At 43.3% G+C, this 20,967-nt stretch carries 22 protein-coding genes; 4 read left to right on the top strand and 18 right to left on the bottom strand.

Annotated features, from left to right (window positions below; translation table 11 throughout):
• Positions 1–11: 11 nt before the first annotated feature.
• From AWH61_RS19360 to ccoN, 12 genes are all read right to left on the bottom strand, one after another.
• Positions 12–1,034 (bottom strand): patatin-like phospholipase family protein, encoded by a 1,023-nt coding sequence (locus AWH61_RS19360; RefSeq protein WP_014979378.1) that lies wholly within the window; start codon positions 1,032–1,034, stop codon positions 12–14.
• The gene (gene ttcA / locus AWH61_RS19355; RefSeq protein ID WP_014976625.1) at positions 1,035–1,988 is read right to left on the bottom strand and encodes a tRNA 2-thiocytidine(32) synthetase TtcA; all 954 of its coding nucleotides are present in this window, start codon (positions 1,986–1,988) and stop codon (positions 1,035–1,037) included. It abuts the gene before it with no gap.
• Positions 1,989–2,136: 148 nt separating this feature from the next.
• Complete coding sequence (gene uspE / locus AWH61_RS19350; protein ID WP_014979376.1) at positions 2,137–3,060, bottom strand: universal stress protein UspE; 924 nt, start codon at positions 3,058–3,060, stop codon at positions 2,137–2,139.
• Positions 3,061–3,304: 244 nt separating this feature from the next.
• Entirely contained in the window at positions 3,305–4,042 is a 738-nt protein-coding gene (gene fnr / locus AWH61_RS19345) for a fumarate/nitrate reduction transcriptional regulator Fnr (RefSeq protein ID WP_014949596.1), read from the bottom strand.
• Between the two features lie 45 nt (positions 4,043–4,087).
• Positions 4,088–4,747 (bottom strand): sulfite exporter TauE/SafE family protein, encoded by a 660-nt coding sequence (locus AWH61_RS19340; RefSeq protein WP_014976623.1) that lies wholly within the window; start codon positions 4,745–4,747, stop codon positions 4,088–4,090.
• Positions 4,734–4,964 (bottom strand): cbb3-type cytochrome oxidase assembly protein CcoS, encoded by a 231-nt coding sequence (gene ccoS / locus AWH61_RS19335; RefSeq protein WP_014949594.1) that lies wholly within the window; start codon positions 4,962–4,964, stop codon positions 4,734–4,736. The genes AWH61_RS19340 and ccoS overlap by 14 nt, the downstream gene beginning before the upstream one ends.
• Position 4,965: 1 nt before the next feature.
• Entirely contained in the window at positions 4,966–7,434 is a 2,469-nt protein-coding gene (locus AWH61_RS19330; RefSeq protein WP_075177957.1) for a heavy metal translocating P-type ATPase, read from the bottom strand.
• The gene (locus tag AWH61_RS19325) at positions 7,434–7,913 is read right to left on the bottom strand and encodes a FixH family protein (RefSeq protein WP_061485916.1); all 480 of its coding nucleotides are present in this window, start codon (positions 7,911–7,913) and stop codon (positions 7,434–7,436) included. The genes AWH61_RS19330 and AWH61_RS19325 overlap by 1 nt, the downstream gene beginning before the upstream one ends.
• Before the next feature lie 224 nt (positions 7,914–8,137).
• A complete protein-coding gene (ccoP, locus tag AWH61_RS19320) occupies positions 8,138–9,091 on the bottom strand; it encodes a cytochrome-c oxidase, cbb3-type subunit III (protein ID WP_014949592.1) in 954 nt (317 codons plus the stop codon).
• Between the two features lie 16 nt (positions 9,092–9,107).
• Complete coding sequence (locus AWH61_RS19315) at positions 9,108–9,269, bottom strand: cbb3-type cytochrome oxidase subunit 3 (protein WP_014949591.1); 162 nt, start codon at positions 9,267–9,269, stop codon at positions 9,108–9,110.
• A gap of 1 nt (position 9,270) precedes the next feature.
• Complete coding sequence (gene ccoO, locus AWH61_RS19310) at positions 9,271–9,876, bottom strand: cytochrome-c oxidase, cbb3-type subunit II (RefSeq protein WP_014949590.1); 606 nt, start codon at positions 9,874–9,876, stop codon at positions 9,271–9,273.
• A 15-nt stretch (positions 9,877–9,891) separates the two neighbouring features.
• On the bottom strand, positions 9,892–11,325 hold the full coding sequence (gene ccoN / locus AWH61_RS19305; protein ID WP_014949589.1) for a cytochrome-c oxidase, cbb3-type subunit I: 1,434 nt from the start codon (positions 11,323–11,325) through the stop codon (positions 9,892–9,894).
• A gap of 229 nt (positions 11,326–11,554) precedes the next feature.
• On the opposite strand from ccoN, the gene AWH61_RS19300 reads away from it, so the two are divergent.
• Entirely contained in the window at positions 11,555–12,034 is a 480-nt protein-coding gene (locus AWH61_RS19300) for a hypothetical protein (RefSeq protein ID WP_039227669.1), read from the top strand.
• Between the two features lie 122 nt (positions 12,035–12,156).
• Here AWH61_RS19300 and bfr (AWH61_RS19295) read toward each other — a convergent pair whose 3' ends face one another.
• The 3 genes from bfr (AWH61_RS19295) to AWH61_RS19285 form a co-directional block, all read right to left on the bottom strand.
• A complete protein-coding gene (gene bfr, locus AWH61_RS19295) occupies positions 12,157–12,624 on the bottom strand; it encodes a bacterioferritin (RefSeq protein ID WP_014949587.1) in 468 nt (155 codons plus the stop codon).
• Positions 12,624–13,100, bottom strand: a complete 477-nt coding sequence (gene bfr, locus AWH61_RS19290; protein WP_014949586.1) for a bacterioferritin — start codon at positions 13,098–13,100, stop codon at positions 12,624–12,626. The genes bfr (AWH61_RS19295) and bfr (AWH61_RS19290) overlap by 1 nt, the downstream gene beginning before the upstream one ends.
• A gap of 135 nt (positions 13,101–13,235) precedes the next feature.
• Positions 13,236–14,807, bottom strand: coding sequence for a cation:proton antiporter domain-containing protein (locus tag AWH61_RS19285; RefSeq protein WP_014949585.1), 1,572 nt, complete (start codon positions 14,805–14,807; stop codon positions 13,236–13,238).
• Between the two features lie 339 nt (positions 14,808–15,146).
• On the opposite strand from AWH61_RS19285, the gene AWH61_RS19280 reads away from it, so the two are divergent.
• The gene (locus AWH61_RS19280) at positions 15,147–16,778 is read left to right on the top strand and encodes an FMN-binding glutamate synthase family protein (RefSeq protein ID WP_075177956.1); all 1,632 of its coding nucleotides are present in this window, start codon (positions 15,147–15,149) and stop codon (positions 16,776–16,778) included.
• 78 nt (positions 16,779–16,856) lie between these two features.
• On the opposite strand, the gene AWH61_RS19275 is transcribed toward AWH61_RS19280, so the two are convergent.
• Positions 16,857–17,333 carry a c-type cytochrome gene (locus AWH61_RS19275; protein WP_014949583.1) on the bottom strand — a complete coding sequence of 159 codons (477 nt, stop codon included), beginning with the start codon at positions 17,331–17,333 and terminating at the stop codon, positions 16,857–16,859.
• 203 nt (positions 17,334–17,536) lie between these two features.
• Between AWH61_RS19275 and AWH61_RS19270 the strand changes: the two genes are divergently transcribed.
• Together AWH61_RS19270 and AWH61_RS19265 are read left to right on the top strand one after the other, a co-directional pair.
• A complete protein-coding gene (locus AWH61_RS19270; protein WP_014949582.1) occupies positions 17,537–17,959 on the top strand; it encodes a universal stress protein in 423 nt (140 codons plus the stop codon).
• A gap of 125 nt (positions 17,960–18,084) precedes the next feature.
• Positions 18,085–18,441 carry a diacylglycerol kinase gene (locus AWH61_RS19265; RefSeq protein ID WP_075177955.1) on the top strand — a complete coding sequence of 119 codons (357 nt, stop codon included), beginning with the start codon at positions 18,085–18,087 and terminating at the stop codon, positions 18,439–18,441.
• A 38-nt stretch (positions 18,442–18,479) separates the two neighbouring features.
• On the opposite strand, the gene AWH61_RS19260 is transcribed toward AWH61_RS19265, so the two are convergent.
• Positions 18,480–18,830 (bottom strand): hypothetical protein, encoded by a 351-nt coding sequence (locus AWH61_RS19260; RefSeq protein WP_039233079.1) that lies wholly within the window; start codon positions 18,828–18,830, stop codon positions 18,480–18,482.
• Between the two features lie 204 nt (positions 18,831–19,034).
• The gene (locus AWH61_RS19255; protein ID WP_075177954.1) at positions 19,035–20,231 is read right to left on the bottom strand and encodes a tyrosine-type recombinase/integrase; all 1,197 of its coding nucleotides are present in this window, start codon (positions 20,229–20,231) and stop codon (positions 19,035–19,037) included.
• Positions 20,232–20,967: the final 736 nt, after the last annotated feature.

Raw genomic sequence — 20,967 nt, 5'->3', positions numbered from 1 at the left:
CATATTTGGGATTAGGTAAGAAGCTGATACCTAATTTGCTCTGCTAACCGCGCGATGGTTTCTTCGCCCTTCGCGCATAGCTCTTCGGCTCTGTGGAATTCCATAATACCCACGTCGGTAAGCTGAGGCTCAATAAGAATGTCAGGCGGGTCGCCAGCCAAACGTGAACGTGTGACGCGAGCTTGAAGTATCTCAAGTGAACTGCTCATCACGCTCATAATACCCGGCGGGTTTCGCTTGTTCACTTTAGCGGGGACTTCGGTCAACTCTTCTTCCACTTTTTCAATCACATCAGAAGCAATGCCTTCTTCAGTCTTTACATTGCCAGCCGAGACGCTGTCTTTTTCGTCTTTTTTCTCTAGGGCTTTTTCTTCTTTGTTGTCAGGGGAGAACCATTGGCGTAGTACGTTTTGACTCTTTGTAAAAAAGTCCTCAGTTTTGCGCTGGTTTTCTTCATGATCTTGTCTCAACTTTTCAAGACGAAGTGGTCGGAAATCGGCGTTAAGGTTAACCGCGATTACAAAATCGGCCCCTAATTGGCGACATAAGTTCACCGGTACAGGGTTTACAACGGCACCGTCTACCAACCAACGATCACCGTGTGCTACGGGCGCAAAAAGTGCGGGAATAGCGCAGGATGCTTGAATGGTGTCTCCGATAGGACCAGAGTTAAACACCACTTCACGGCCTGTATAAAGGTCGGTAGCCACAGCCGCAAACGGCTTAAGCATGTCTTCATAAGTCGATTCACAAAACTCGCTTGCTAGTTTGTCGAAAACCTTCTGTCCGCTTGCAATGCCGCCGCGTCTAAGTCCTACGCCCATAAGAGCAAGTACCTGCCAGTCGCTAAGGGAACAGGCCCACTCTTTCAAGCCTTCCAGCTTGCCACTTGCGTAGGCAGCACCAACATAAGCACCAATAGAGCATCCCGCTACAACGTCAATTTTTACGCCGAGTTTTTCTAATGCTTCAATTATGCCAATGTGAGTCCAGCCCCTTGCGGCACCGGCACCTAGCGCAAGTCCAATTTTCATTTACTTAGGTTCCATAATGTTTATTACTTCAATAGCATTATCTTCATCACTGAAGTCCGTACTATTTTCTGTAGTGAAAGAAGGTTCATCGAACCCGATATCACCGTCTTCAACCGGGCCTTCTTGTGTAGCTATAGCTTTAAAATCGTAAAGGTTGCTGTCGATTAAGTGTGAAGGCGCTACGTTTTGAAGCGCGCGGAACATCGACTCTATACGACCTGGGAAGCGACGGTTCCAGTCTTGAAGCATAGCCTTTATGTTTTGGCGCTGTAGGTTTTCTTGTGAGCCACAAAGGTTACAAGGAATAATCGGAAATTCAGCGGCCTGAGAATATTTCTCGATGTCTTTTTCTGTGCAGTACGCCAATGGACGAATAACGATGTGTTCACCGTTGTCGCTGACTAGCTTTGGCGGCATAGACTTAAGCTTGCCACCATGAAACATATTGAGGAAAAACGTTTCTAGCATGTCGTCGCGGTGATGACCTAATGCAATTTTAGTCGCACCTAACTCTTTTGCCGTGCGGTACAGAATACCACGGCGCAAGCGAGAACAGAGAGAGCAAGTCGTCTTTCCCTCTGGAATTTTGTCTTTAACAATAGAGTAGGTGTCTTCTTCTACAATTTTGTAGTCAACGCCAATGCTTTCTAGATATTCAGGCAAGATATGTTCGGGGAAACCAGGCTGCTTCTGGTCAAGATTAACCGCAACGATATCAAAATGAATAGGCGCAATCTTCTTTAAAAACAATAAAATATCTAGCATGGTGTAGCTGTCTTTACCGCCAGATAAACACACCATTACTTTGTCGTTGTTTTCAATCATACCGAAATCGCCAATGGCTTTACCCACATTGCGGCGAAGTCGTTTCTGAAGTTTGTTGAAGTTGTACTTTTGCTTACTTTGCGCAGCATTTAATGGCGACGCGTCAGCACTGTTTGTGCCTAAACTCATAATTAACTAGCTTGGTTTGTGATAAAGCCACCATTATACATTAAAGCGGCTTTTCGAGACCATGCTTGTGAAGTTAAATTTGTTGGTGACATACCGTGTTGACCGCTAAGTAACCGCAAACACGGGCTATGTAGTACTAATAAAAAGACTACACCGACAACGGCGACACAAATCCATCTGGCTTAATAGCAAGCACATCGCAATTGAGTTCGTCGATCACGTGTTCTGCAGTGTTACCAATTAGGGCCGCTGAAATGCCCACACGGCCAACGGTACCAATAACAACCAGCTCTGCATCCAGTGTTTTTGCCACTTGCGGGATAACTTTTTCCGGAAGGCCTTCTCTTACTACACATTTGTTGTCAGGAATACCGTACTTTAACGCGTGACTACGCATTTCCTTTAAATGATGATTTTTTACCGCGTCGTGATAGGTATCGGGGTCGAACTCAGGCACTTCTATGGCGATATTAAGTGGTGTAGAAGGGTAACTGTTGACCAAATTTACGCTCCCTTTCAATAAAGAGGCGTAGTCGTTAGCAATGAGGGTGAGCTTATCGTTAAGTGCGGCATGCTCATCGTCTTCACTGCCTACGTTTACTGCAGCAATAATCTCTCCTCCTTCTGGCCAGTCGTGCTCTTTAACGAGCAATACTGGGCGAGGGCATTTACGCATTAAATGCCAGTCGGTGGGGGTGAAAATAACAGAAGCAAGATCGTCGTGCTTTTTGGTTGCCTTTACCACTAAATCTATCTGATTGTTTAGGGTGTAGTAAATAATCGACTCATACGCACGATTATTCCATTCTACAACGATATCAGTTTCAGTGAATCCTTGTTCTCTTAAGTGGGTGGCAAGCCATTTTGCATGCTCCTTTGTAACTGCATCGCGCATTGACTCGCGCTCATCCGGGCTAAGCATGGTCGTCATATCATAAGATAAGTCGTATACCACCATCATGGCGGTAACTGAAGCACCTGTTTTTGAAGCGAGTTCATAAGCACGGCTTAGTGCAGGTTGGTTATCGCGCTCGGCATCTACCACGGCCAGAATTCGTTTACACTCAATCATAACGTCCCCCTAACTACGAAACTTAGTAGTGGCTGTCGAAATCGAAGTTTTCTAATACTAACTATAAACGACATTGGGAAAAACGTAAGTTGTTTTAGATCAAGAATTTTACGAGGCGACCATGAGTGAAGCTACCGAATTGAATATGGAGCAACCGGCGTGGCGCTGAAAGGGTAGATAGGTGGCTAACACTGGTCACAAAAAAGCGCGCTTAGTGCGCGCCTTATTTAACACCTAAAAACGGCTAACCGCAGACAACGCTAGGGCCGTTAAGCGCCGCTAGTTTGGTGTTTAGCCTATCGAAATCCAAAATAGTAATAAGCTTGCCGTCTACTTTTATGATGTTGTCTTTTTGAAAACGGCTTAACAGACGACTAATCGTTTCAATCGTTAATCCTAAATAGTTTCCAATTTCGTTGCGCGTCATGGTTAAGTGGAATTCTCTATGGGAAAAGCCACGCTCTTCAAAGCGTTGCGACAGGTGTGAGATGAAATACAGTAAGCGCTCTTCTGCAGTTCGCTTGTTTAAAAGCATGATCATGTCGTGATCTTGTTTTATTTCAGCACTCATGAAGCTCATGATTTGGTGGCGCAGTTTTGGAAATTGCACTGACATTTCGTCGAGGGTCTCGTAGGGAAGTTCACACACCATGGCAGTTTCTAACGCAGAGGTATAGCTTTGGTGTTTGTTCTCTCTTAATGCATCGAAACCGATAATGTCACCAGGAAAGTGGAAGCCGGTAATCTGTTCTTCACCTTCGGTATTAGTCACAAATGATTTGAATGAACCGGTTCTCACTGCAAATAGAGAACGGAATTTATCACCAGTTTGAATCAGCGTGTCACCTTTATGAAGCGGCTTCTTGCGTTCAATAATATCGTCAAGAGACTCGATTTCTGTTTTGTTTAACGCCACCGGTAAACACAGGTGACTGAAACTACAGTTTTGACAGTGAATAGAAAATTGGCTTCCTTTGCTCATAATGCACGCTCTCTAAAAGAATACCCGACAATAATACACCCATTTTTAAACGATTGCGCCATGAATAAGATAAGCTGCATATATTGCCATTATTACCGCAATAATTTGTCTAAAATGGTTATGTTGAAAACTTCGAACAATATATTGGCTACCAGCGCTTGCAGCGAGCAAGGTGGGTAATGTACCCAAACCGAAGAAGAACATAATAGCAGCGCCTTCTAGCGCGTTACCCGCCGCGAGAGACCAGGTAAGTGTGGAATACACCAAACCGCAAGGAAGCCAACCCCAAATAAAACCATAAGGCAACGCACTTAAAGGGGTCTTAAATGGCAAAAAGCGTTTTGAAAGCGGCTGGACTTTGGAAAATAGGCCTTTACCCGCATTTTCCAGCACTGTTAAGCCAGTCCACCACTTACCCAAATAACACGCCAGTAGAAGCAACATGATTCCGCTAAGTAGGGAAAGGGCATAGTTGGCAAGAGGTATATAATCTGCTGCAATTTTTCCAAGTGCCCCGGTTATTGCTCCGGCGATGGTGTAGCTCACTATACGTCCCATGTTATAGGCAAGGGTATAGGGTAGTGCTGAAGCGCCTTTAGGCGATACCATCCTTAGCGCAGCGACAATTCCACCGCACATTCCCACACAGTGAACTCCACCGGCTAAGCCGATAAGAAAGGCAGAGAAGTAGTTAATCCCTTCCATGTGGCGCTTGGCTTTTGTCTACTTTACTGTCTTGAAGTTGCTTGCGTTGCTCAGCTAGCTTTTTTTCTTCTGGCGGAAGATCATCGTCAAACAGTATGCTATACCCTTGGCGATCCAAATCTTCAAATTGATTGGTTTTCACCGCCCAAAAGAATATCACGATAGCGACGGCAACAATGATGATGGCGATTGGAATTAATACGTAAATAATACTCATGCTATTTGCTCAAAAGTCGCGTTGAGTTTGTGACCACAATGATACTGCTTAACGACATACCAACAACAGCCATCCACGGTGAAAGTAGGCCTGATACGGCGAAAGGTAAGATCAAAACGTTGTAACCTACCGACCAGCCAATATTTTGCCTTATTTTTTGCTTCACTTGGTGCGCAGTTCGAATAAGTTCTGGTACAGAAAGCAGCTGATCGCCAAGCAGTATCACGTCGGCGGCAGTTTTAGCCACGTCTGTGGCATTACCCACTGCAATTGCCACATCAGCGCTGGCAAGAACTGGAGCGTCGTTAATACCGTCACCCATCATCATCACTTTCGCGCCAGATTGCTGCATAGCTTGAACGGCTTCGTACTTTTGCTCAGGTGTTAGGCCACCTTTAGCGGTCGAAATTGGCAATGGTGCGGTAAGCGCATTAACGTTTTGCTGTGTATCACCACTTAAAACGGCGAGGGTATGGCTTTTAGCTAATATATCGAGAGTTTCTTGCGTATCTTCTCTTAGTGAATCCTTTACTTCATACGCCGCCATAATACGCCCCTTAACCGTGAGAAACACGTTAGCTGAAGGGAACGCTTCAATGAGTTTTAGCTGAGATTCGTGAACGCTGAATGCTACAGAACCCATAGAAAACAACGTGTCATTGATCTCACCGCTGATACCTCCTCCTGGCGAAACGGTAAAATTAGTCACTTTGTGTACCGTGTTATCGATAGCGTCAGCACTGCCGCTAGAGGCAGAAGTCTCGCTTAGGGCTACACCGTCGCTAAAGGCTATACCGTCGCTAAAGGCTTTGGCAATCGGATGTTCAGAGCGTGACTCCAAAGCGCGCGCAATTGATAGCGCACTTTTACTATCCACACCGTCAGCGTACCAGGCATTTGAAATAGTAAATTTACCTTTTGTGAGCGTGCCGGTTTTGTCTAATGCGATGGTGTCAATGTCAGTAATTTGTTCAAGCGCATCTGCGCGTTTTAGTAAAATACCTTGTCTGTTTAACTTTGCCATAGCGCAGGTTAACGCTGATGGCGTAGCCAATCCTAATGCGCAAGGGCAGGTTGCAACCAGCACCGATATGGTGATCCAAAATGCCTCGTCGCTACCCTGATACGCCCAAAAGCCATAGGTTAACGCCGAAATCAGCAATACCGCGGTAACGAAATAGCGAGAAAAATTATCGGCTATCTGCGCTGCTTTAGGCTTACTCGCCATCGCACTTGCTTGCAGTCGTACAATTTGATTTACCAGCGCATTTTTAAGGGTCTGCGTAACCGTAATGGTTAGCGTACCATCTTGACAAACCGTGCCGCCGTAAACCGGGCTACTGTTCGACTTACGCACGGGGTTAAACTCGCCGGTAAGCATTGATTCGTCAACCGCTGCGTTGCCGTCGGTTACCACCCCATCAATGGGGACTGTTTCACCAGGCTTCACCAGTACTACGTCATCAATTTTTAGCTGCTTAGCCAGACACTCGGTTAGGCTGCCATCCGGATTTAGTTTGGTCGCTGATACGGGCACATACTGCATCATATTGGCAGAGATCTGTGCGGCGCGATGACGACTGCGATGTTCTAAGAATCGGCTAAGTAACAGCAGAAAAATAAACATACAGATGGATTCGAAATACACTTCACCTTGCTCTAATACTGTAGAGCGAATTCCAGCAATGTAAGTACCGAATATGGCGAGCGTAACGGGTACGTCCATATTAACCGTTTTGGCGCTTAGCGCTTTAGCGGCGCCCACATAAAAGGTGCTGCCTGAATACAGCACCACTGGTGTAGTAAGCGTAAGGGCAACCCAATAAAAATATTGGCGGGTCTCTAACTCAATGGCGCCGAACCAATCAAAATAAAGCCCAGTCATCAGCATCATAACCTGCATGGTCATAATGCCTGCTAGGCCAAGCTTTTTTAGAAAGGTCTTCTGTTCGCGTTTATAACTGGCTTCGTGTTCGTCGGGGTGAAATGGTGACCCAACATAACCAATGCGTTTTAGCGTAGATAGAATTTGGCTAAGCTTAATTTGAAACGGTGACCAAGTGACTAAAGCGCGGCGCTCTTGTACATTCACCGCGACTTGCTTTATTCCTTCAACTTTTGACAACTGCTTTTCGATAAGCCAGCCACACGCAGCGCACGTAATACCTTCAAGGGTTAATTGAATCTGCTTGTCCTGACCTTCTTCAAACACGAACTCTTCTTGAAGAGAAGGGTCGTCATAGACTTTTAGCTTATCTAACGTTTCTAAAATACCGTCGTCAGATTTTTGCGCCGGTTCGGTTCTAAACTGGTAATAGTCTTCAAGGCCGTTGTTAACGATCGCTTCAGCTACCGCTAAGCAGCCAGGGCAACACATGTCTCGTTGTTGCCCTAAAATGACAGTAGTAAATTTCCCATTGTCTGGACTCGCTATAGGCAAGCCGCAATGGTAACAGTCGTGCTTTGTCATTATGGATTGAATTTCATTTTGCCAGTGTGGGGCAGATAGACCGTGTTTTGAATTTTCCAGCTATCATCAATCGGCGTCAGCGATATGCGCCATTTACCGTCAAGGTTTTCTTCAATAAAGCCGCGATAAATACCGTTAGCGTCGCGACTCAATAAAACGCTAACATCGCGCTCTTCTAGCGTTACGTGATAGAAACTTAATTTAACCGCGTTACCTTCTTGAGGAATCCCCGAATGAAATTGCAGCGCTATGCTTCCATTTTCAATGGTTAAATCAGTGGTGATATTCATGCGGCGGGCTATGGCTTCTTTGTCCAGACGGGCATTAATTGCTTTTCCTTCTTTGTAGTAGTCGTCTACCACCAAGCTATCTTCGGTAGAAATAGCAAGGTTTAACAACACGCCACCCATGATGAGTGTAATGATAGGTACGGCAATTAAAAACCAGGGCCAGAACTCTTTATACCAGGGTCTATTCATCGAAATCTTTCTCGTATTTACTTCACTAGCAACGTCGCTAACAACATATTTATTATTGCTACATCAGTTAATAACAATAAATATAGTGTTGGGGACGCAGGTCTAAGGCGCACAAAATGTGTTCGCAACGACACTTTCTGTAATGCTGTCTATATCGCTGTATTTTCTCATAAAAAAAGCCCCGTAGTAACGAGGCTTTTTAAGATATTTAATGATTTAAATCATTAATCATTTGAAAGGCTGTATACATACGCTGCAACAACGTGAATTTTGTCATCACCCAAGGTTTTCTTGAATGAAGGCATTACACCGTTACGACCGTAAGTAAGCGTTTCTGTTACCGCTCTGTGGCTGCCGCCGTATAGCCAGATATTGTCAGTAAGGTTTGGTGCACCAAGTGCTTGGTTACCTTTACCGTCCATACCGTGACAAGCCGCACACGCTGCGAAACGAGCTTTACCTGCTTCTGCAAGCTGAGGGTCCACATCGCGACCGCTTAAACTAAGTACGTAGTTAACCACTTCTTCGATACCGTCTTCACCCATAGCATCTAGCCATGCTGGCATAGCTGCTTTACGACCAAGCGTAAGAGTTTCAACGATTTTCGCACCTGAACCACCGTACAACCAGTCGTTGTCCGTTAGGTTAGGGAAGCCGCCATTTTGACCACGTGCATCAGAACCGTGACACTGAGAACAATTTTGTAGGAACAAACGCTGACCTACTTTATTTGCTTCTGGGTCTTTAGCCAATTCTTCAACAGGAACTTGTGCATACGCTTCGAAGATCGGATCGAACTTCTCGGCAGCAAAATCTAGTTCACGATCATACTCTACTAGGTAGCCTTGCTCTTTAGCATCAATACGCGCCTGAGCTGACTCTTCTAGCGATTGAATATTTTGGTTAGAACTCTTCCAACCCAAAATACCTTCATACGCACCTAGGCCAGGATAAAGCGCTAGGTATAAAAAGCCCCAAACGATGGTCATGTAGAACATAATTGTCCACCAGCGAGGAAGTTGGTTGTTCAACTCCTCAATACCATCAAATTCGTGGCCCATTGACTCACCTTCAGCTACGCCAGTCTTGTTAGAAAGGCACCAGCGAAGAAGGAAGTAGCAACCAATGATTAACCCTAGGGTTATCACTGAAATCCAAATTGTCCAAAACATACTCATGAGTTCGAGACTCCTGCTAATCTTCTTTTGATTTTTCTTTTTCTTCGTCTGCAAACACTAGGTTTGCAGCTTCATCGAATTTTTTCTTGTTGCGGCTGCTGAACGCCCACCATACAACACCGATGAAGCTTACAAAGACGATGACAGTAAAAATGCTGCCTACAATTCCCTGGTCCATATTATTTCAAATGTGTGCCAAGAGATTGTAGATAAGCAATAAGGGCCTGCATTTCCGTTTTGCCCTGTACTGCCGCTTTCGCACCCGCGATATCTTCGTCGGTATACGGAACGCCAAATCCACGGAATACTTCCATTTTTTCAGCTGTTAACTCGCCATTAAGCGTGTTTTCCGCAAGCCAAGGGAAACCTGGCATATTCGACTCTGGTACCACGTTACGAGGATTAAGCAGGTGAACTCGATGCCATTCGTCGCTGTAACGACCACCAACACGTGCTAGGTCAGGACCAGTACGCTTAGAACCCCAAAGGAAAGGGTGTTCCCATACTGATTCGCCAGCAACGCTGTAGTGACCATAACGCTCTGTTTCAGCGCGGAATGGACGGATCATCTGGCTGTGACAACCTACACAACCTTCACGGATGTAGATATCACGGCCTTCAAGCTCAAGCGCGGTATATGGACGTAAGCCTGTTACCGGTTCCATGGTTTGCTGTTGAAACATCAACGGCGTTATTTGAACCATGGCACCGAAGCTGATAGCGATAAGGATTAATACCGTTAACAGACCGACGTTCTTTTCAATTAACTCATGTGCGTTTTTCATTATTCGTCTCCTTTACTACGCCGGCTGAGTCGCTGGGTCTGCAGCGATACTGCCTTTAGGTGCACGAACGGTTTTCCATGTGTTGTATGCCATAACAAGCATACCTGCTACCACGAAACAACCACCAATGAAACGAACCACATAGAAAGGCTTAGACGCTTCTAATGACTCAACAAAGCTATAGGTTAACGTACCGTCAGCATTTACTGCACGCCACATTAGACCCTGTAGTACACCAGACATCCACATTGCTACGATGTATAGAACAACACCGATAGTTGCGAACCAGAAGTGTACGTTAACTAGCTTGGTGCTATACATAGCGCGCTGACCGAATAGCACTGGAATTAAGTGGTAAATTGAACCAATTGAAACCATTGCAACCCAACCTAGAGCACCAGAGTGTACGTGACCAATTGTCCAGTCAGTGTAGTGAGACAGTGCATTAACGGTCTTGATTGCCATCATTGGGCCTTCGAAGGTAGACATACCGTAGAAAGACAATGAAACAATAAGGAAACGCAATACTGGGTCGGTGCGAAGTTTATGCCACGCGCCAGATAGCGTCATAATACCGTTAATCATACCACCCCAAGATGGAACGAATAGGATAATAGACATCACCATACCAAGCGACTGAGTCCAGTCTGGTAGGGCAGTGTAGTGAAGGTGGTGAGGACCAGCCCAGATATACAGAGAGATAAGTGCCCAGAAGTGAACAATTGAAAGTCTGTATGAATAAACCGGGCGACCAGCTTGCTTAGGTACGAAGTAGTACATCATACCAAGGAAGCCCGCAGTCAGGAAAAAGCCTACCGCGTTATGGCCGTACCACCACTGCATCATAGCGTCTACTGCGCCTGCATACAGTGAATACGATTTAGTGAAAGATACCGGAATAGCCATGCTGTTACCAATATGAAGAATTGCAACAGTTAACATGAACGCGCCTAAGAACCAGTTTGCAACATAAATGTGCGAAACTTTACGGATTACTAGGGTTCCGAAGAAGTTAATGATATAAGCGACCCAAACCAGTGCCAAAAGGATATCAATTGGCCATTCTAGTTCAGCGTATTCTTTTGAGCTGGTTAAACCCATAGGCAGGGTGATAACAGCTAAAACGATAACGGCTTGCCAACCCCAAAAGGTAAATGCGGCAAGTTTGTCACTGAACAGTCTTACCTGGCAGGTACGCTGAACGATGTAGTACGACGTTGCAAATAGCGCACAGCCGCCGAAGGCAAAAATAACGGCGTTAGTGTGCAACGGACGCAAACGTGAGAATGTTAGCCATGGTGTGTCAAAGTTAAGCATAGGTGCAAATAACTGCGCGGCAATAAATACCCCTAGGCCCATACCAATGATACCCCAGACTATGGTCATGATGGTAAATTGCCTAACTACTTTATAATTGTAGTCAGGTTGTGCTTGGCTTATTTCACTCATTTTAATGAATCTTCCACTTCAAATGAACTATGGTCTCCAACTGCCGGAATAGTACGGTCGAGACGTGTATCAGCTAAGGAATAACGCTTCACACCGAGCTCGGAAAGAGTAATAATTATTGTCTCCAAGCCAGTTGGTACGCGGATGATAAGGTTTTTAATTACAAAAAGATACCATAAACTACCTAAGCTTGATCTCCGTCAATGAAGAAATACACAAAATTTAAGAAATGCTAAATAACGATAACAATAAACGATCAAAAATTTTACATTCCCAGCTTCCATTAGTGGCTATTATTGTTGTAGCCGTGTGTGTATACCTTGCACATAAATTCCAGTCATCGGTGTTAAAAGACACTAGCGTAGTTAATGGAATAGGAAACAGCTGCAACTTTGTCAATGAAACTTGCGAATTCTTAATTGATGACAGGTTAGCAATTGCCACTTTTTCAGCCATGCCTGAAGCCGAAGAGTCAGTAACGGTTAAGCTCTTAGTTCCTGAGGGAGAGGAAATAGAGAGCGCATGGATTGAAGGGGTAAACATGTATATGGGCAAAATTCCCGTGCTGTTAGATAACGATGGTCAAGGAAAGTGGTCAGGTTGGTTTATGTTAGGTAGCTGTAGTGAGCCAGTGATGAAATGGCAGCTACGTCTAAATATTAAAGATAAAGAAAGCCCCAGCTATTTGTATTTTGTTACACAGCAGTAACTGTATTAAAAGCAATAAGACTCTCCCTAAAGAAAGGGGAGTAAACAAGCAAAAAAGGCCGCTCTTTATTTAAGAGCGGCCTTTTATTAATTACCTGTAAATTGTAGCGTGAACGCTATTTCTTACATTTGCGACTGAAGGTAGTTTTGAATACCTAGTCGCTTAATAAGGCCAAGCTGCTGCTCTAGCCAGTGTGCGTGATCCATCTCTGTATCGTCTAGTAGTACAATTAGCATGTCACGAGTAACATAGTCTTTCTCGGTTTCACAAAGCGCAATAACTTCACGTAACTTTGCATCAACTTCATATTCAACACGTAAATCGCTTTCTAGCATCTCAGGTACATCTTTACCCACTTTGAAGCCTGTGCGCTTCGTCATGTCAGGCGTACCTTCTAAAAACAGCATGCGTTCTATTAGCTTAGTTGCATGTCCACGCTCGTCATCAAATTCATGATCGATGCGTTCGTAAAGCTTATTCAAACCCCAATCAAGATACATCTGAGAGTGAATGAAATACTGATCCATGGCGGCTAACTCATAAGAGAGTAGTTCGTTTAAGCCATTGATGATTGCTTGGTTACCTTTCATTAGTCATCTCCCATTACTTGCGCTTGTAGGTAGTTCTCTATACCCATAGCATCAATTTGGTATTCTTGCGTTTCAATCCAGTCTAGGTGCTCTTCTTCATATTCAAGAAGGTCTTCAAGCAAATCACGAGAAACATAATCCTGCTTTTCTTCACACAGCGCGATAGCTTCACGAAGTAGTGGAAGCTGTTCTTTTTGAAAACGCGCATCACATGACAGCATTTCAACGGTATCTTCACCGATATAAAGTTTGCCTAACGCTTGAAGATTAGGAAGGCCCTCAAGGAATAAAATGCGCTCGATAAGATCGTCCGCTTGCTTCATGTCCTTGATAGACTTTTTATAATTCTTTTCGTTAAGTTCAGAAAAACCCCAGTTTTTGAACATACGAGCGTGCAGAAAGTATTGATTTATCGAAGTAAGTTCACTTGTCAGTACTTCGTTCAATTTTGCAACAACTTGTTTATCACCTTGCATTGTGTAAACCCTATTAACGTATTTGCGTGAAGTTTAGTCTAAATTTGACCGCATGTCAAAAAAAGTCTTTGTAAAACAGTTGTTTACAAACGATAACGTTTCTCAATTCATCCATTGTTCGCATTTAGAACAGCATTACTGTTGTGCATGCGCATAAGCAAGACTTTCTTCAGCAAAACCAAGCCCTGCTTCGGTAAAGAAGTTGAAGACTTTATCTACACCATTTTCTAATAGATGTGACACTTCATCCTCATAGCGTGCAATGGCTGCGACTTTTCCAACATAGCCCGCGTTTTTAAGCTGACGTGTGATGTTTATTGAGTCCTGGATAGAAGGCAGAGCAAGCAAAACAAGCTGAATCTGTTTGATATCTAAATTATCCCACAAATCGACGTCTTCACCGTCGCCGCATATTACGTTTAAGCCTTCGTCTGATAACTCTTTTACTTTTACTCGGTCGGCGTCCATTCCCCATACGCTCACATCACTTAATTTAGATAACGCATTGAAGGCACCGCGACCAACTCGTCCCATCCCCAACACTAAAAACTCCGCGTTGTGGAGAGTAGGATAAATGTCTTCTTTTAAGCGCTCGTTTTTCTCAAAACGTTTAATGGTGTGTTTATGATTGTGATATTGAGAATGAGAATTGCGATAGAGCACGCTGGTGATAACGAATGAAATAGATACGGCTAAAGCAATCACCACTAGCCAAGAGTTTGCCAATAAACCTAATGAAACGGCTAGTGCGCCAACAATAAGGCCAAATTCACTGTAATTTGAAAGCACCAAGCTGCTCAAGTAAGCCGTGCGACCGCGAAGGCGAAGTGACGTAAATAAGCCGAAAAAGAGTGCTGCTTTTAACGGTATAAATAAGCAGAACACGATAGCTAGGACAATCATACTAAGATCGGGAAGGGCGGTAAGACCGATAGTAAGGAAGAAGCCGATTAAGAAGAGATCCTTAAAACTAAGCAGCGACTTCGCTAGCTCCGAAGCCTTTTCATGTTGGGCTAACATGATTCCAAAGATTAGTGCCCCAAGATCGCCTTTAATGTTAACCAGCTCAAACAAGTGATAGCCACCTAAGGCGAGGATAAAGCCAGTAAGCGGAAGCAGTTCACCGTGGCCCGACTTATTAATCATTTTGTTTATGATTGGCATTGCTGGGAATAAGGCCAACAACGCAAGCGCCCACACAGAGGGGAGCTTTCCAGTTGCTGCAACAAGGAAGATAACAGCAAAAACGTCTTGCATGACCAAAATGCCAATGGCAAGGCGGCCGTGGCGGGTTTTACTTTCGCCACTTTCTTCTAATACTTTAACCACGCAGACTGTGCTACTGAAACTAAGGGCAAAAGCGATAAGCGCAGCGCTTTTCCATGTAAGCCCATCAACGAAATTTGCAGCAACCGCACCAATCGCATAGACGCAACAGGTAATAACGCCCACCCATACTAAGGTATGTGAAACGCTTCCCGCCCAAACTTCTCGTCGACTCAAATCGCGGATGTTGAGTTTCAGACCGATGGTGAAGAGCATAATGGTGATGCCCAAGTTGGCTATTTGGGTTAAATCTTCAGTGAGCGTGTAGCCTGCAAAATTTAATAAAAAGCCAGCTACCAAGTAGCCAACTAAAGGAGGAATGCCAATAAGTTTAACCGTTAAGCCGCAAACAAATGCGAAAAGAAGAAATGCATACTCCATGAATTACCTTTCAGAAAATGTTGAACGTAAAATCCGTTACCTTTGTATAGGTCACATCATCTATTAACCAGTGATAGCTACAAATCGCTCTCTCAACTCGCTAATTGAAAGGTTTTAGACTAGCATGCAATGGCTTGTTTTCGCAGCTAAAAAAGCATTGTAATTGCATATTTTGGTAACGCGTAACCCAATTGAGCTAAAAGCTGGCTCAGTATATTTAACTCCTAAATCAGTCATTTACCGCTAAAGTAAATCTAGTTCCCGATTTCAGGTGTATTGAACAGGGTTGTAGGCATATTATTTTGTTTTGATATGACCAAAAATAAAGAAGGACTTTGAATGCGTTTAACAATTCTAACTGTGCTAACCCTGCTGGTCGCTTTCAATGTGGTGATTGGCGTATTGTGGGCGCCCGTGTGGTGGTTTTTACTCTTATCAGTCACGCTACTCATTTTTGGTCTATATGATGCCTTCCAAACAAAACATGCCATTTTAAAGAACTTTCCATTAATTGGCAGGGTACGATGGACCGTCGAGGGACTAAGGCCCTACATCCAGCAATACATCATAGAAACCGATACTGGCGGAGCACCTATTTCCCGCATGTTTCGTTCGATTGTTTATCAACGTGCGAAAAACAGTAGAGAAACTGTTCCCTTCGGTACTCAGCTAGATACGTATAAAGATGGCTATGAGTGGATTGGCCATTCTTTATCTGCTCGCGAAGTGGAAGACATGGATGAAGATCCCCGAGTGACGGTAGGTGGCCCTCATTGCAAAAAGCCGTATCGTGCAAGCATACTTAACATAAGCGCAATGAGCTTTGGAAGCTTGTCAAAAAATGCCATTTTGGCGCTAAATAAAGGTGCTGCAAAAGGCGGGTTTTACCATAACACAGGTGAGGGTGGTCTAACCCCATATCACCTCGAAAATGGTGGCGATATCGTTTGGCAAATTGGTACGGGATACTTTGGTTGTAGAAGTAAAGATGGCGGTTTCGATCCTGTTCTTTTTGAAGAAAAAGCCAAACTCGACAATGTAAAAATGATAGAAATAAAGCTAAGCCAGGGCGCTAAGCCTGGACATGGTGGTATTTTACCTGCGTATAAAAATACCCCTGAAATAGCTAAAATAAGAGGGGTTGAGCCTGGAACTCAAGTTGATTCTCCCCCTAGACATAAAGCGTTTGCAACGCCTTTAGAAATGGTTGATTTTATTAGTCAGTTACGAAAGTTAAGTGGATATAAACCAGTGGGTATTAAGCTGGCGCTGGGTAGAAAAAGTGAGTTTATTGCCATGTGCAAAGCCATGGTAGAGAAGGACGTAACGCCAGATTTTATAACGGTAGACGGGGGCGAAGGAGGTACCGGCGCTGCACCGCTTGAGTACACAAACTCTATAGGATTTCCTCTGCGTGAAGCGTTGGCGTTTGTAGACGATTGTCTCACTGGTTTTGGTATTCGCGACAAAATTAAAATCATTGCTTCTGGAAAAATCATTACCGCTTTTCAGTTAGCGAAAAATCTAAGTTTAGGCGCCGATCTATGTAACAGTGCCAGAGGAATGATGTTGGCACTTGGATGTGTTCAGTCGCTGTCATGCAATACGAATAAATGTCCGACCGGTGTAGCAACGCAAGACCCCAAGCTTGCCAAGGGCTTAAACGTTGAAGACAAGTACGAGCGCGTGTACCGCTTTCACAAAAAAACTATTCATGCGCTGATGGATATCTTGTCTTCTACAGGACATGTGAGAACTAGCGAACTAAATCGTACCCATATATTTAGGCGAGTAGATCAGTGTAATATTGCGCGTTACGACGAGATTTTCCCGTTAGTTAAAACAGGAAGTTTCTTAACCGACGACGTTCCCGATAGATTTAAATTACACTTAAAAGAAGCAAATTCTGAAAGCTTTATGCCTTGTAGTTTATTGGCAGAAATAGAGAAAGAAACGAAAGCGGTATCTTAAAAAAACTAAGCCATGACTCCTAATCAAATACCTATTGTGGAGTCACGCTTAACGATTTTTAATGCCTAAAACTGCGAGTTAATCTTTAGATTGCTCGCTTGGAATACGCAGTTGATAGAGGCGGTAATCACTAGTCCTGTAGGGTGTTACTTTATATTTAGGCTGAAGATACGCCACTAAATCTATTAGTTCGGAAACGGTTAGCTCGTCGTTTACAACTCGCATTAATGACACACCGTCTTCGCTGGTGAAACTGGCAGGCTGTCGAGGAGTAAGTTTGTGTGATGGGTTAATAATACTTGTCACCAACTCTGCATAAGTTTTAATTCTTCCACTGCTGCCTCCCAATGGAATAGGCTTCGCGACTAGGTATTGCGCATTGTCGGACTCTTTTTCTCCTGCAATTCTGTGACAGTCTTGGCACTGATACTTTTTAAATACCAAATAGCCTTTTTCCATATTGCCTTCGGGCAAGCTAAAGCCGCGAGGTGACTGCGCGCCCTGGTCACAGGCGAAAAGGAGAAGCGTTGCTATAACAACTATTGCCGTTTTCATACTCATTTCCCTCTTTCTTTTACGGTAAAGAAGCGTAACGTTCGCTAGAACTAATGTGTATACACTGATTATGAATGAGGCTGCAGACTAATCATTGACCTAGCTCAAAGAATAATTATTTGTATAGCACTACTATTTAATGGAATTAGTTAACGGTATGGTAGAAAAGCACTGCTACCTAACAAAAATTGAGGACAGCCACAATGCAAGGTTACGAGACAATTTTAGTACCTATAGATATTTATTCTGACTACGAATTAGTGGTGGAGAAAGCCATTGCAATAGCAGGCAATAGTCACAAAATTCACCTCCTGTATGTTGCTTATCCACAAACCAATGTAGAGCCTTACGGACTATTTTTAGAACGGGATTTTTCAGAGGAAGTAAGAGAGCAGGCATTAAGGCAATTAAAAGACGTTGCCGCAAAACATGATATACCTTACAGCCACATCAATGTAGAGATAGGTTCTCCTGCTGATGAGATTCACCATATGGCCGAAAAGATTAATGCAGATCTCATTGTTGTCGGCACCCATGGCCAGAGCGGTCTTCGTTTGCTACTTGGGTCAACGGCCAATGCAGTACTACATGGTGTTAAAACAGACGTGCTAGCTGTGAAAGTATAAATTAATGCGGCGATTAGCGTCGAAAATGCTTTAAATATCCATGATAAATACCTTCGCCGTCATGTAGATGTAACGAAGGTCAGTTACGTTTTGTAAGGCTGTAACTAATCTTAAAATTACTTATCATGATAACGAAACGGACAGGTATTTTACGCGTACTCTATGCCACTTACTATTCACTTAAGGGGCTTCGAGCAGCCTTTTTAAGTGAAGCTGCGGTCAGACAAGAAATTTTCGCAATATTGATAATGACACCTGTAGCGTTTTTCATCGACGTTACGCATGTAGAACGTATATTGCTGGTGATATCTTTACTGATTGTGCTTATCACTGAGCTACTCAACACCGCTATTGAGAAACTCTGTGATCATGTCAGCACAGACATCCATTTATTAATAGGGCGAGCTAAAGATATCGGCTCTGCAGCAGTGTTCATTAGCCTAATGACGGCCGGCTTTACGTGGATTAGCATTCTTTGGTAGTGCAATTTGCGATTTATAGGCGGAAAGAAAGCCCTAATTTATAGGGCTTTGATTTTCCGGTCACAACATTCTGATACTAAGGTTCTAATTGTGCTATCTAAGTTTTTAATGTGCGAATAATGCAATGAAGTTTCACCACCGTTATTGATATCTTTTATCGTAAAAACAACATCATCGCCTCGTGAAGTTACGCAGATTCTCACGTAATCATCAGATTGAGCTAATGGCACGTGGAGATATAACGGCTCATTGTTTGAGTTTAAATAATCTAGTGCTGCTTCTTGTGACTTGAATGGGTCTTGCTTCTCGGGTTGGACATTCCATGACGACGAGGGAACCACCATTTCCGCGAGTAATTTTCCATGCTTTGTATCAATACCGCTACTCATATATCACTCCTTTTACTTTAATGTTTGCCAACTTAGAAAACCTATTCATTAATATAGGTTTAGGGCAAATTTACCTTTTGATACGCGAGTAATACAGTTTCAGATTGGTAAAAGGATGTAGAGAGTAGGTGAGTTAGACATTGTTACTGATGTCGATGGTTATGCGTAACCATGTATTAATTAAGTTACTGTATTTAATGAGCTTTATCTTTTTCGTTTTGCCGACAATTTTGCCATTCCACCACGCTTTACGTTAGCCTGTTTTGTATAATGCCCAGGCATTTCCGGTGATTGCCAACCTCCAGCCAGTTGAAGCTCGGGTAAAGATGCGCCATCTTCGGCTAGAGAAACTGCACCACCAACACGACCACTATGAGGGGTAATGTTTTCGCTAATACCTGCGCGTTGAGCAATACGTTGCCAAATCCTGTAGACACTCGAATAGTTAAGTACATTTGCCTTATGGCTGGGAATGTTCTCATCAAATGGCAAAAGTGCTGTTTTATGGTTTGTTAGTCGTCTAAACAAAACGCCTTTGTGCAGCCCGCGTAAATCTGAAGAAAGGCGGGTTGCTTTAGTCTTTGGATCAAGATTAGCTTCGTTAATATACTCTTGAACCATAGATATGGTGCTGGAAGAAATATAGCGATATTGACCTTGACCAGACTGGTCGCTTTTCGAAGAAACAACCAACAGCGTGTTATTACGCGCAGATATATCCTCGATGCAAACTCGAACTAATTCATCAGCGCGAAGCAATGCATCAAACATCAGGTTAATGATTGCAAGGTCGCGGAGCTCTAATAAAGAATCAGGAATAATTGCATTGTTTATTTGTTCAAGCATATCTATCGTAAGCGGAACCGCTTGTTTGTGAGACAAGCGAAACTTTCTATTCTCTATAAGCGATAAACGGATAAAGTCTCTTAGATACGCAGATCTAATAATGGGGTTTGGCAATTTAGCCACGCCCAAAAATTTACTAAGGGCAGATAACCGACGCTTAATGGTTCTATAGGCTAGGGGAGAACGGCACAACGCTTCAACATATTGTTTAATGCAGATCTCATTGTGTTCGAAGTTGTTCTTAAAGCCACTTAATCCAGCTTGCTTACAAAAAATTGCGAACTCATTGTAGTCACTAATGTATGCCCGTTGTGTATTGTATGGAAGCTTGGTAAAAATATCTTGATAATAGCTTTCAACGTTTTTATCAGAAGATGAACATTGACTTGTTGTTAGGTCGTCAGAACCTGACGTGTGCTGCTTACCACGAGAGTACTCGATACCAAAAGCTGGAACCGTCGCGCTACTTGAGTCTTGTGGCTGTGAGCTGCTATCACTGTTGCTGTTAACTAATTGAGTTGTGAGCAAGTATGAGCTATTAGTTTTTGAGGACATTGAGCAACCTGGTGAAGACATTATTGTAACTATTATGCTAGATTTAACAGGACTTTATAAGCTATTGATATATAACAATATTCACGCATGATAACTGTAATTATCATGCGTGAAGTTACGCACTAATCCATTCATCACTCCACAAAGCGCTTTACTATTGTAATCTCAAGTACAGTGCTACTCTATCACATTACTGTATATATAAACAGTTTGGGTGTTTCAATGCCGTCAATTGTTGGCCTATCTCGTAATTATTCCAAACCATATCGCGAGATAAGGCTTGTGGCCTGCTGAGAGAGTACGTTTTTTGTGTAATTTAAATCGTGCGCTACGTAAAATCTGCAAGGTAATACCCCGAATGCGAGCTCAGATTTCACGTAGCGACGCCTAAAAAATAAGCTGAAAAGTGATGAAAAAACACCCTAAGAGCTTATTTATTAAAGAAGTACTTCACATGATTTACTTCCAACATGTTTGCTGGCTAATCGCACATTTTTCAAAACCAAACGAGTTAAAAATAAACGTTATAAAAGCGGAATAGGCGATAACCTAGAAGTTATTACCTTTGCTTTTTATACGCTTTTCATAGAGCGCCTATCTAATGTCGACTACAGTACGACGATAATAAGACGTCGATAATAAGACGTCGATAATAAGACGTCGATAATAAGACGTCGATAATAAGACGTCGATAATAAGACGTCGATAATAAGACGTCGATAATAAGACGTCGATA

The organism is Alteromonas sp. W12 (genome assembly GCF_001924945.1).
Lineage (GTDB): Bacteria > Pseudomonadota > Gammaproteobacteria > Enterobacterales > Alteromonadaceae > Alteromonas > Alteromonas macleodii.
Note: the sequence above shows the minus strand (reverse complement) of the source record. Positions and strands in the feature narration are given on the sequence as shown.

Excerpts from the sequence above, each read along its gene's own strand:
- AWH61_RS19360 (WP_014979378.1), bottom strand. The coding sequence starts at position 1,034 with ATGAAAATTGGACTTGCGCTAGGTGCCGGTGCCGCAAGGGGCTGGACT.
- ttcA (WP_014976625.1), bottom strand. The coding sequence starts at position 1,988 with ATGAGTTTAGGCACAAACAGTGCTGACGCGTCGCCATTAAATGCTGCG.
- uspE (WP_014979376.1), bottom strand. The coding sequence starts at position 3,060 with ATGATTGAGTGTAAACGAATTCTGGCCGTGGTAGATGCCGAGCGCGAT.
- fnr (WP_014949596.1), bottom strand. The coding sequence starts at position 4,042 with ATGAGCAAAGGAAGCCAATTTTCTATTCACTGTCAAAACTGTAGTTTC.
- AWH61_RS19340 (WP_014976623.1), bottom strand. The coding sequence starts at position 4,747 with ATGGAAGGGATTAACTACTTCTCTGCCTTTCTTATCGGCTTAGCCGGT.
- ccoS (WP_014949594.1), bottom strand. The coding sequence starts at position 4,964 with ATGAGTATTATTTACGTATTAATTCCAATCGCCATCATCATTGTTGCC.
- AWH61_RS19330 (WP_075177957.1), bottom strand. The coding sequence starts at position 7,434 with ATGACAAAGCACGACTGTTACCATTGCGGCTTGCCTATAGCGAGTCCA.
- AWH61_RS19325 (WP_061485916.1), bottom strand. The coding sequence starts at position 7,913 with ATGAATAGACCCTGGTATAAAGAGTTCTGGCCCTGGTTTTTAATTGCC.
- ccoP (WP_014949592.1), bottom strand. The coding sequence starts at position 9,091 with ATGAGTATGTTTTGGACAATTTGGATTTCAGTGATAACCCTAGGGTTA.
- AWH61_RS19315 (WP_014949591.1), bottom strand. The coding sequence starts at position 9,269 with ATGGACCAGGGAATTGTAGGCAGCATTTTTACTGTCATCGTCTTTGTA.
- ccoO (WP_014949590.1), bottom strand. The coding sequence starts at position 9,876 with ATGAAAAACGCACATGAGTTAATTGAAAAGAACGTCGGTCTGTTAACG.
- ccoN (WP_014949589.1), bottom strand. The coding sequence starts at position 11,325 with ATGAGTGAAATAAGCCAAGCACAACCTGACTACAATTATAAAGTAGTT.
- AWH61_RS19300 (WP_039227669.1), top strand. The coding sequence starts at position 11,555 with ATGCTAAATAACGATAACAATAAACGATCAAAAATTTTACATTCCCAG.
- bfr (WP_014949587.1), bottom strand. The coding sequence starts at position 12,624 with ATGAAAGGTAACCAAGCAATCATCAATGGCTTAAACGAACTACTCTCT.
- bfr (WP_014949586.1), bottom strand. The coding sequence starts at position 13,100 with ATGCAAGGTGATAAACAAGTTGTTGCAAAATTGAACGAAGTACTGACA.
- AWH61_RS19285 (WP_014949585.1), bottom strand. The coding sequence starts at position 14,807 with ATGGAGTATGCATTTCTTCTTTTCGCATTTGTTTGCGGCTTAACGGTT.
- AWH61_RS19280 (WP_075177956.1), top strand. The coding sequence starts at position 15,147 with ATGCGTTTAACAATTCTAACTGTGCTAACCCTGCTGGTCGCTTTCAAT.
- AWH61_RS19275 (WP_014949583.1), bottom strand. The coding sequence starts at position 17,333 with ATGAAAACGGCAATAGTTGTTATAGCAACGCTTCTCCTTTTCGCCTGT.
- AWH61_RS19270 (WP_014949582.1), top strand. The coding sequence starts at position 17,537 with ATGCAAGGTTACGAGACAATTTTAGTACCTATAGATATTTATTCTGAC.
- AWH61_RS19265 (WP_075177955.1), top strand. The coding sequence starts at position 18,085 with ATGATAACGAAACGGACAGGTATTTTACGCGTACTCTATGCCACTTAC.
- AWH61_RS19260 (WP_039233079.1), bottom strand. The coding sequence starts at position 18,830 with ATGAGTAGCGGTATTGATACAAAGCATGGAAAATTACTCGCGGAAATG.
- AWH61_RS19255 (WP_075177954.1), bottom strand. The coding sequence starts at position 20,231 with ATGTCCTCAAAAACTAATAGCTCATACTTGCTCACAACTCAATTAGTT.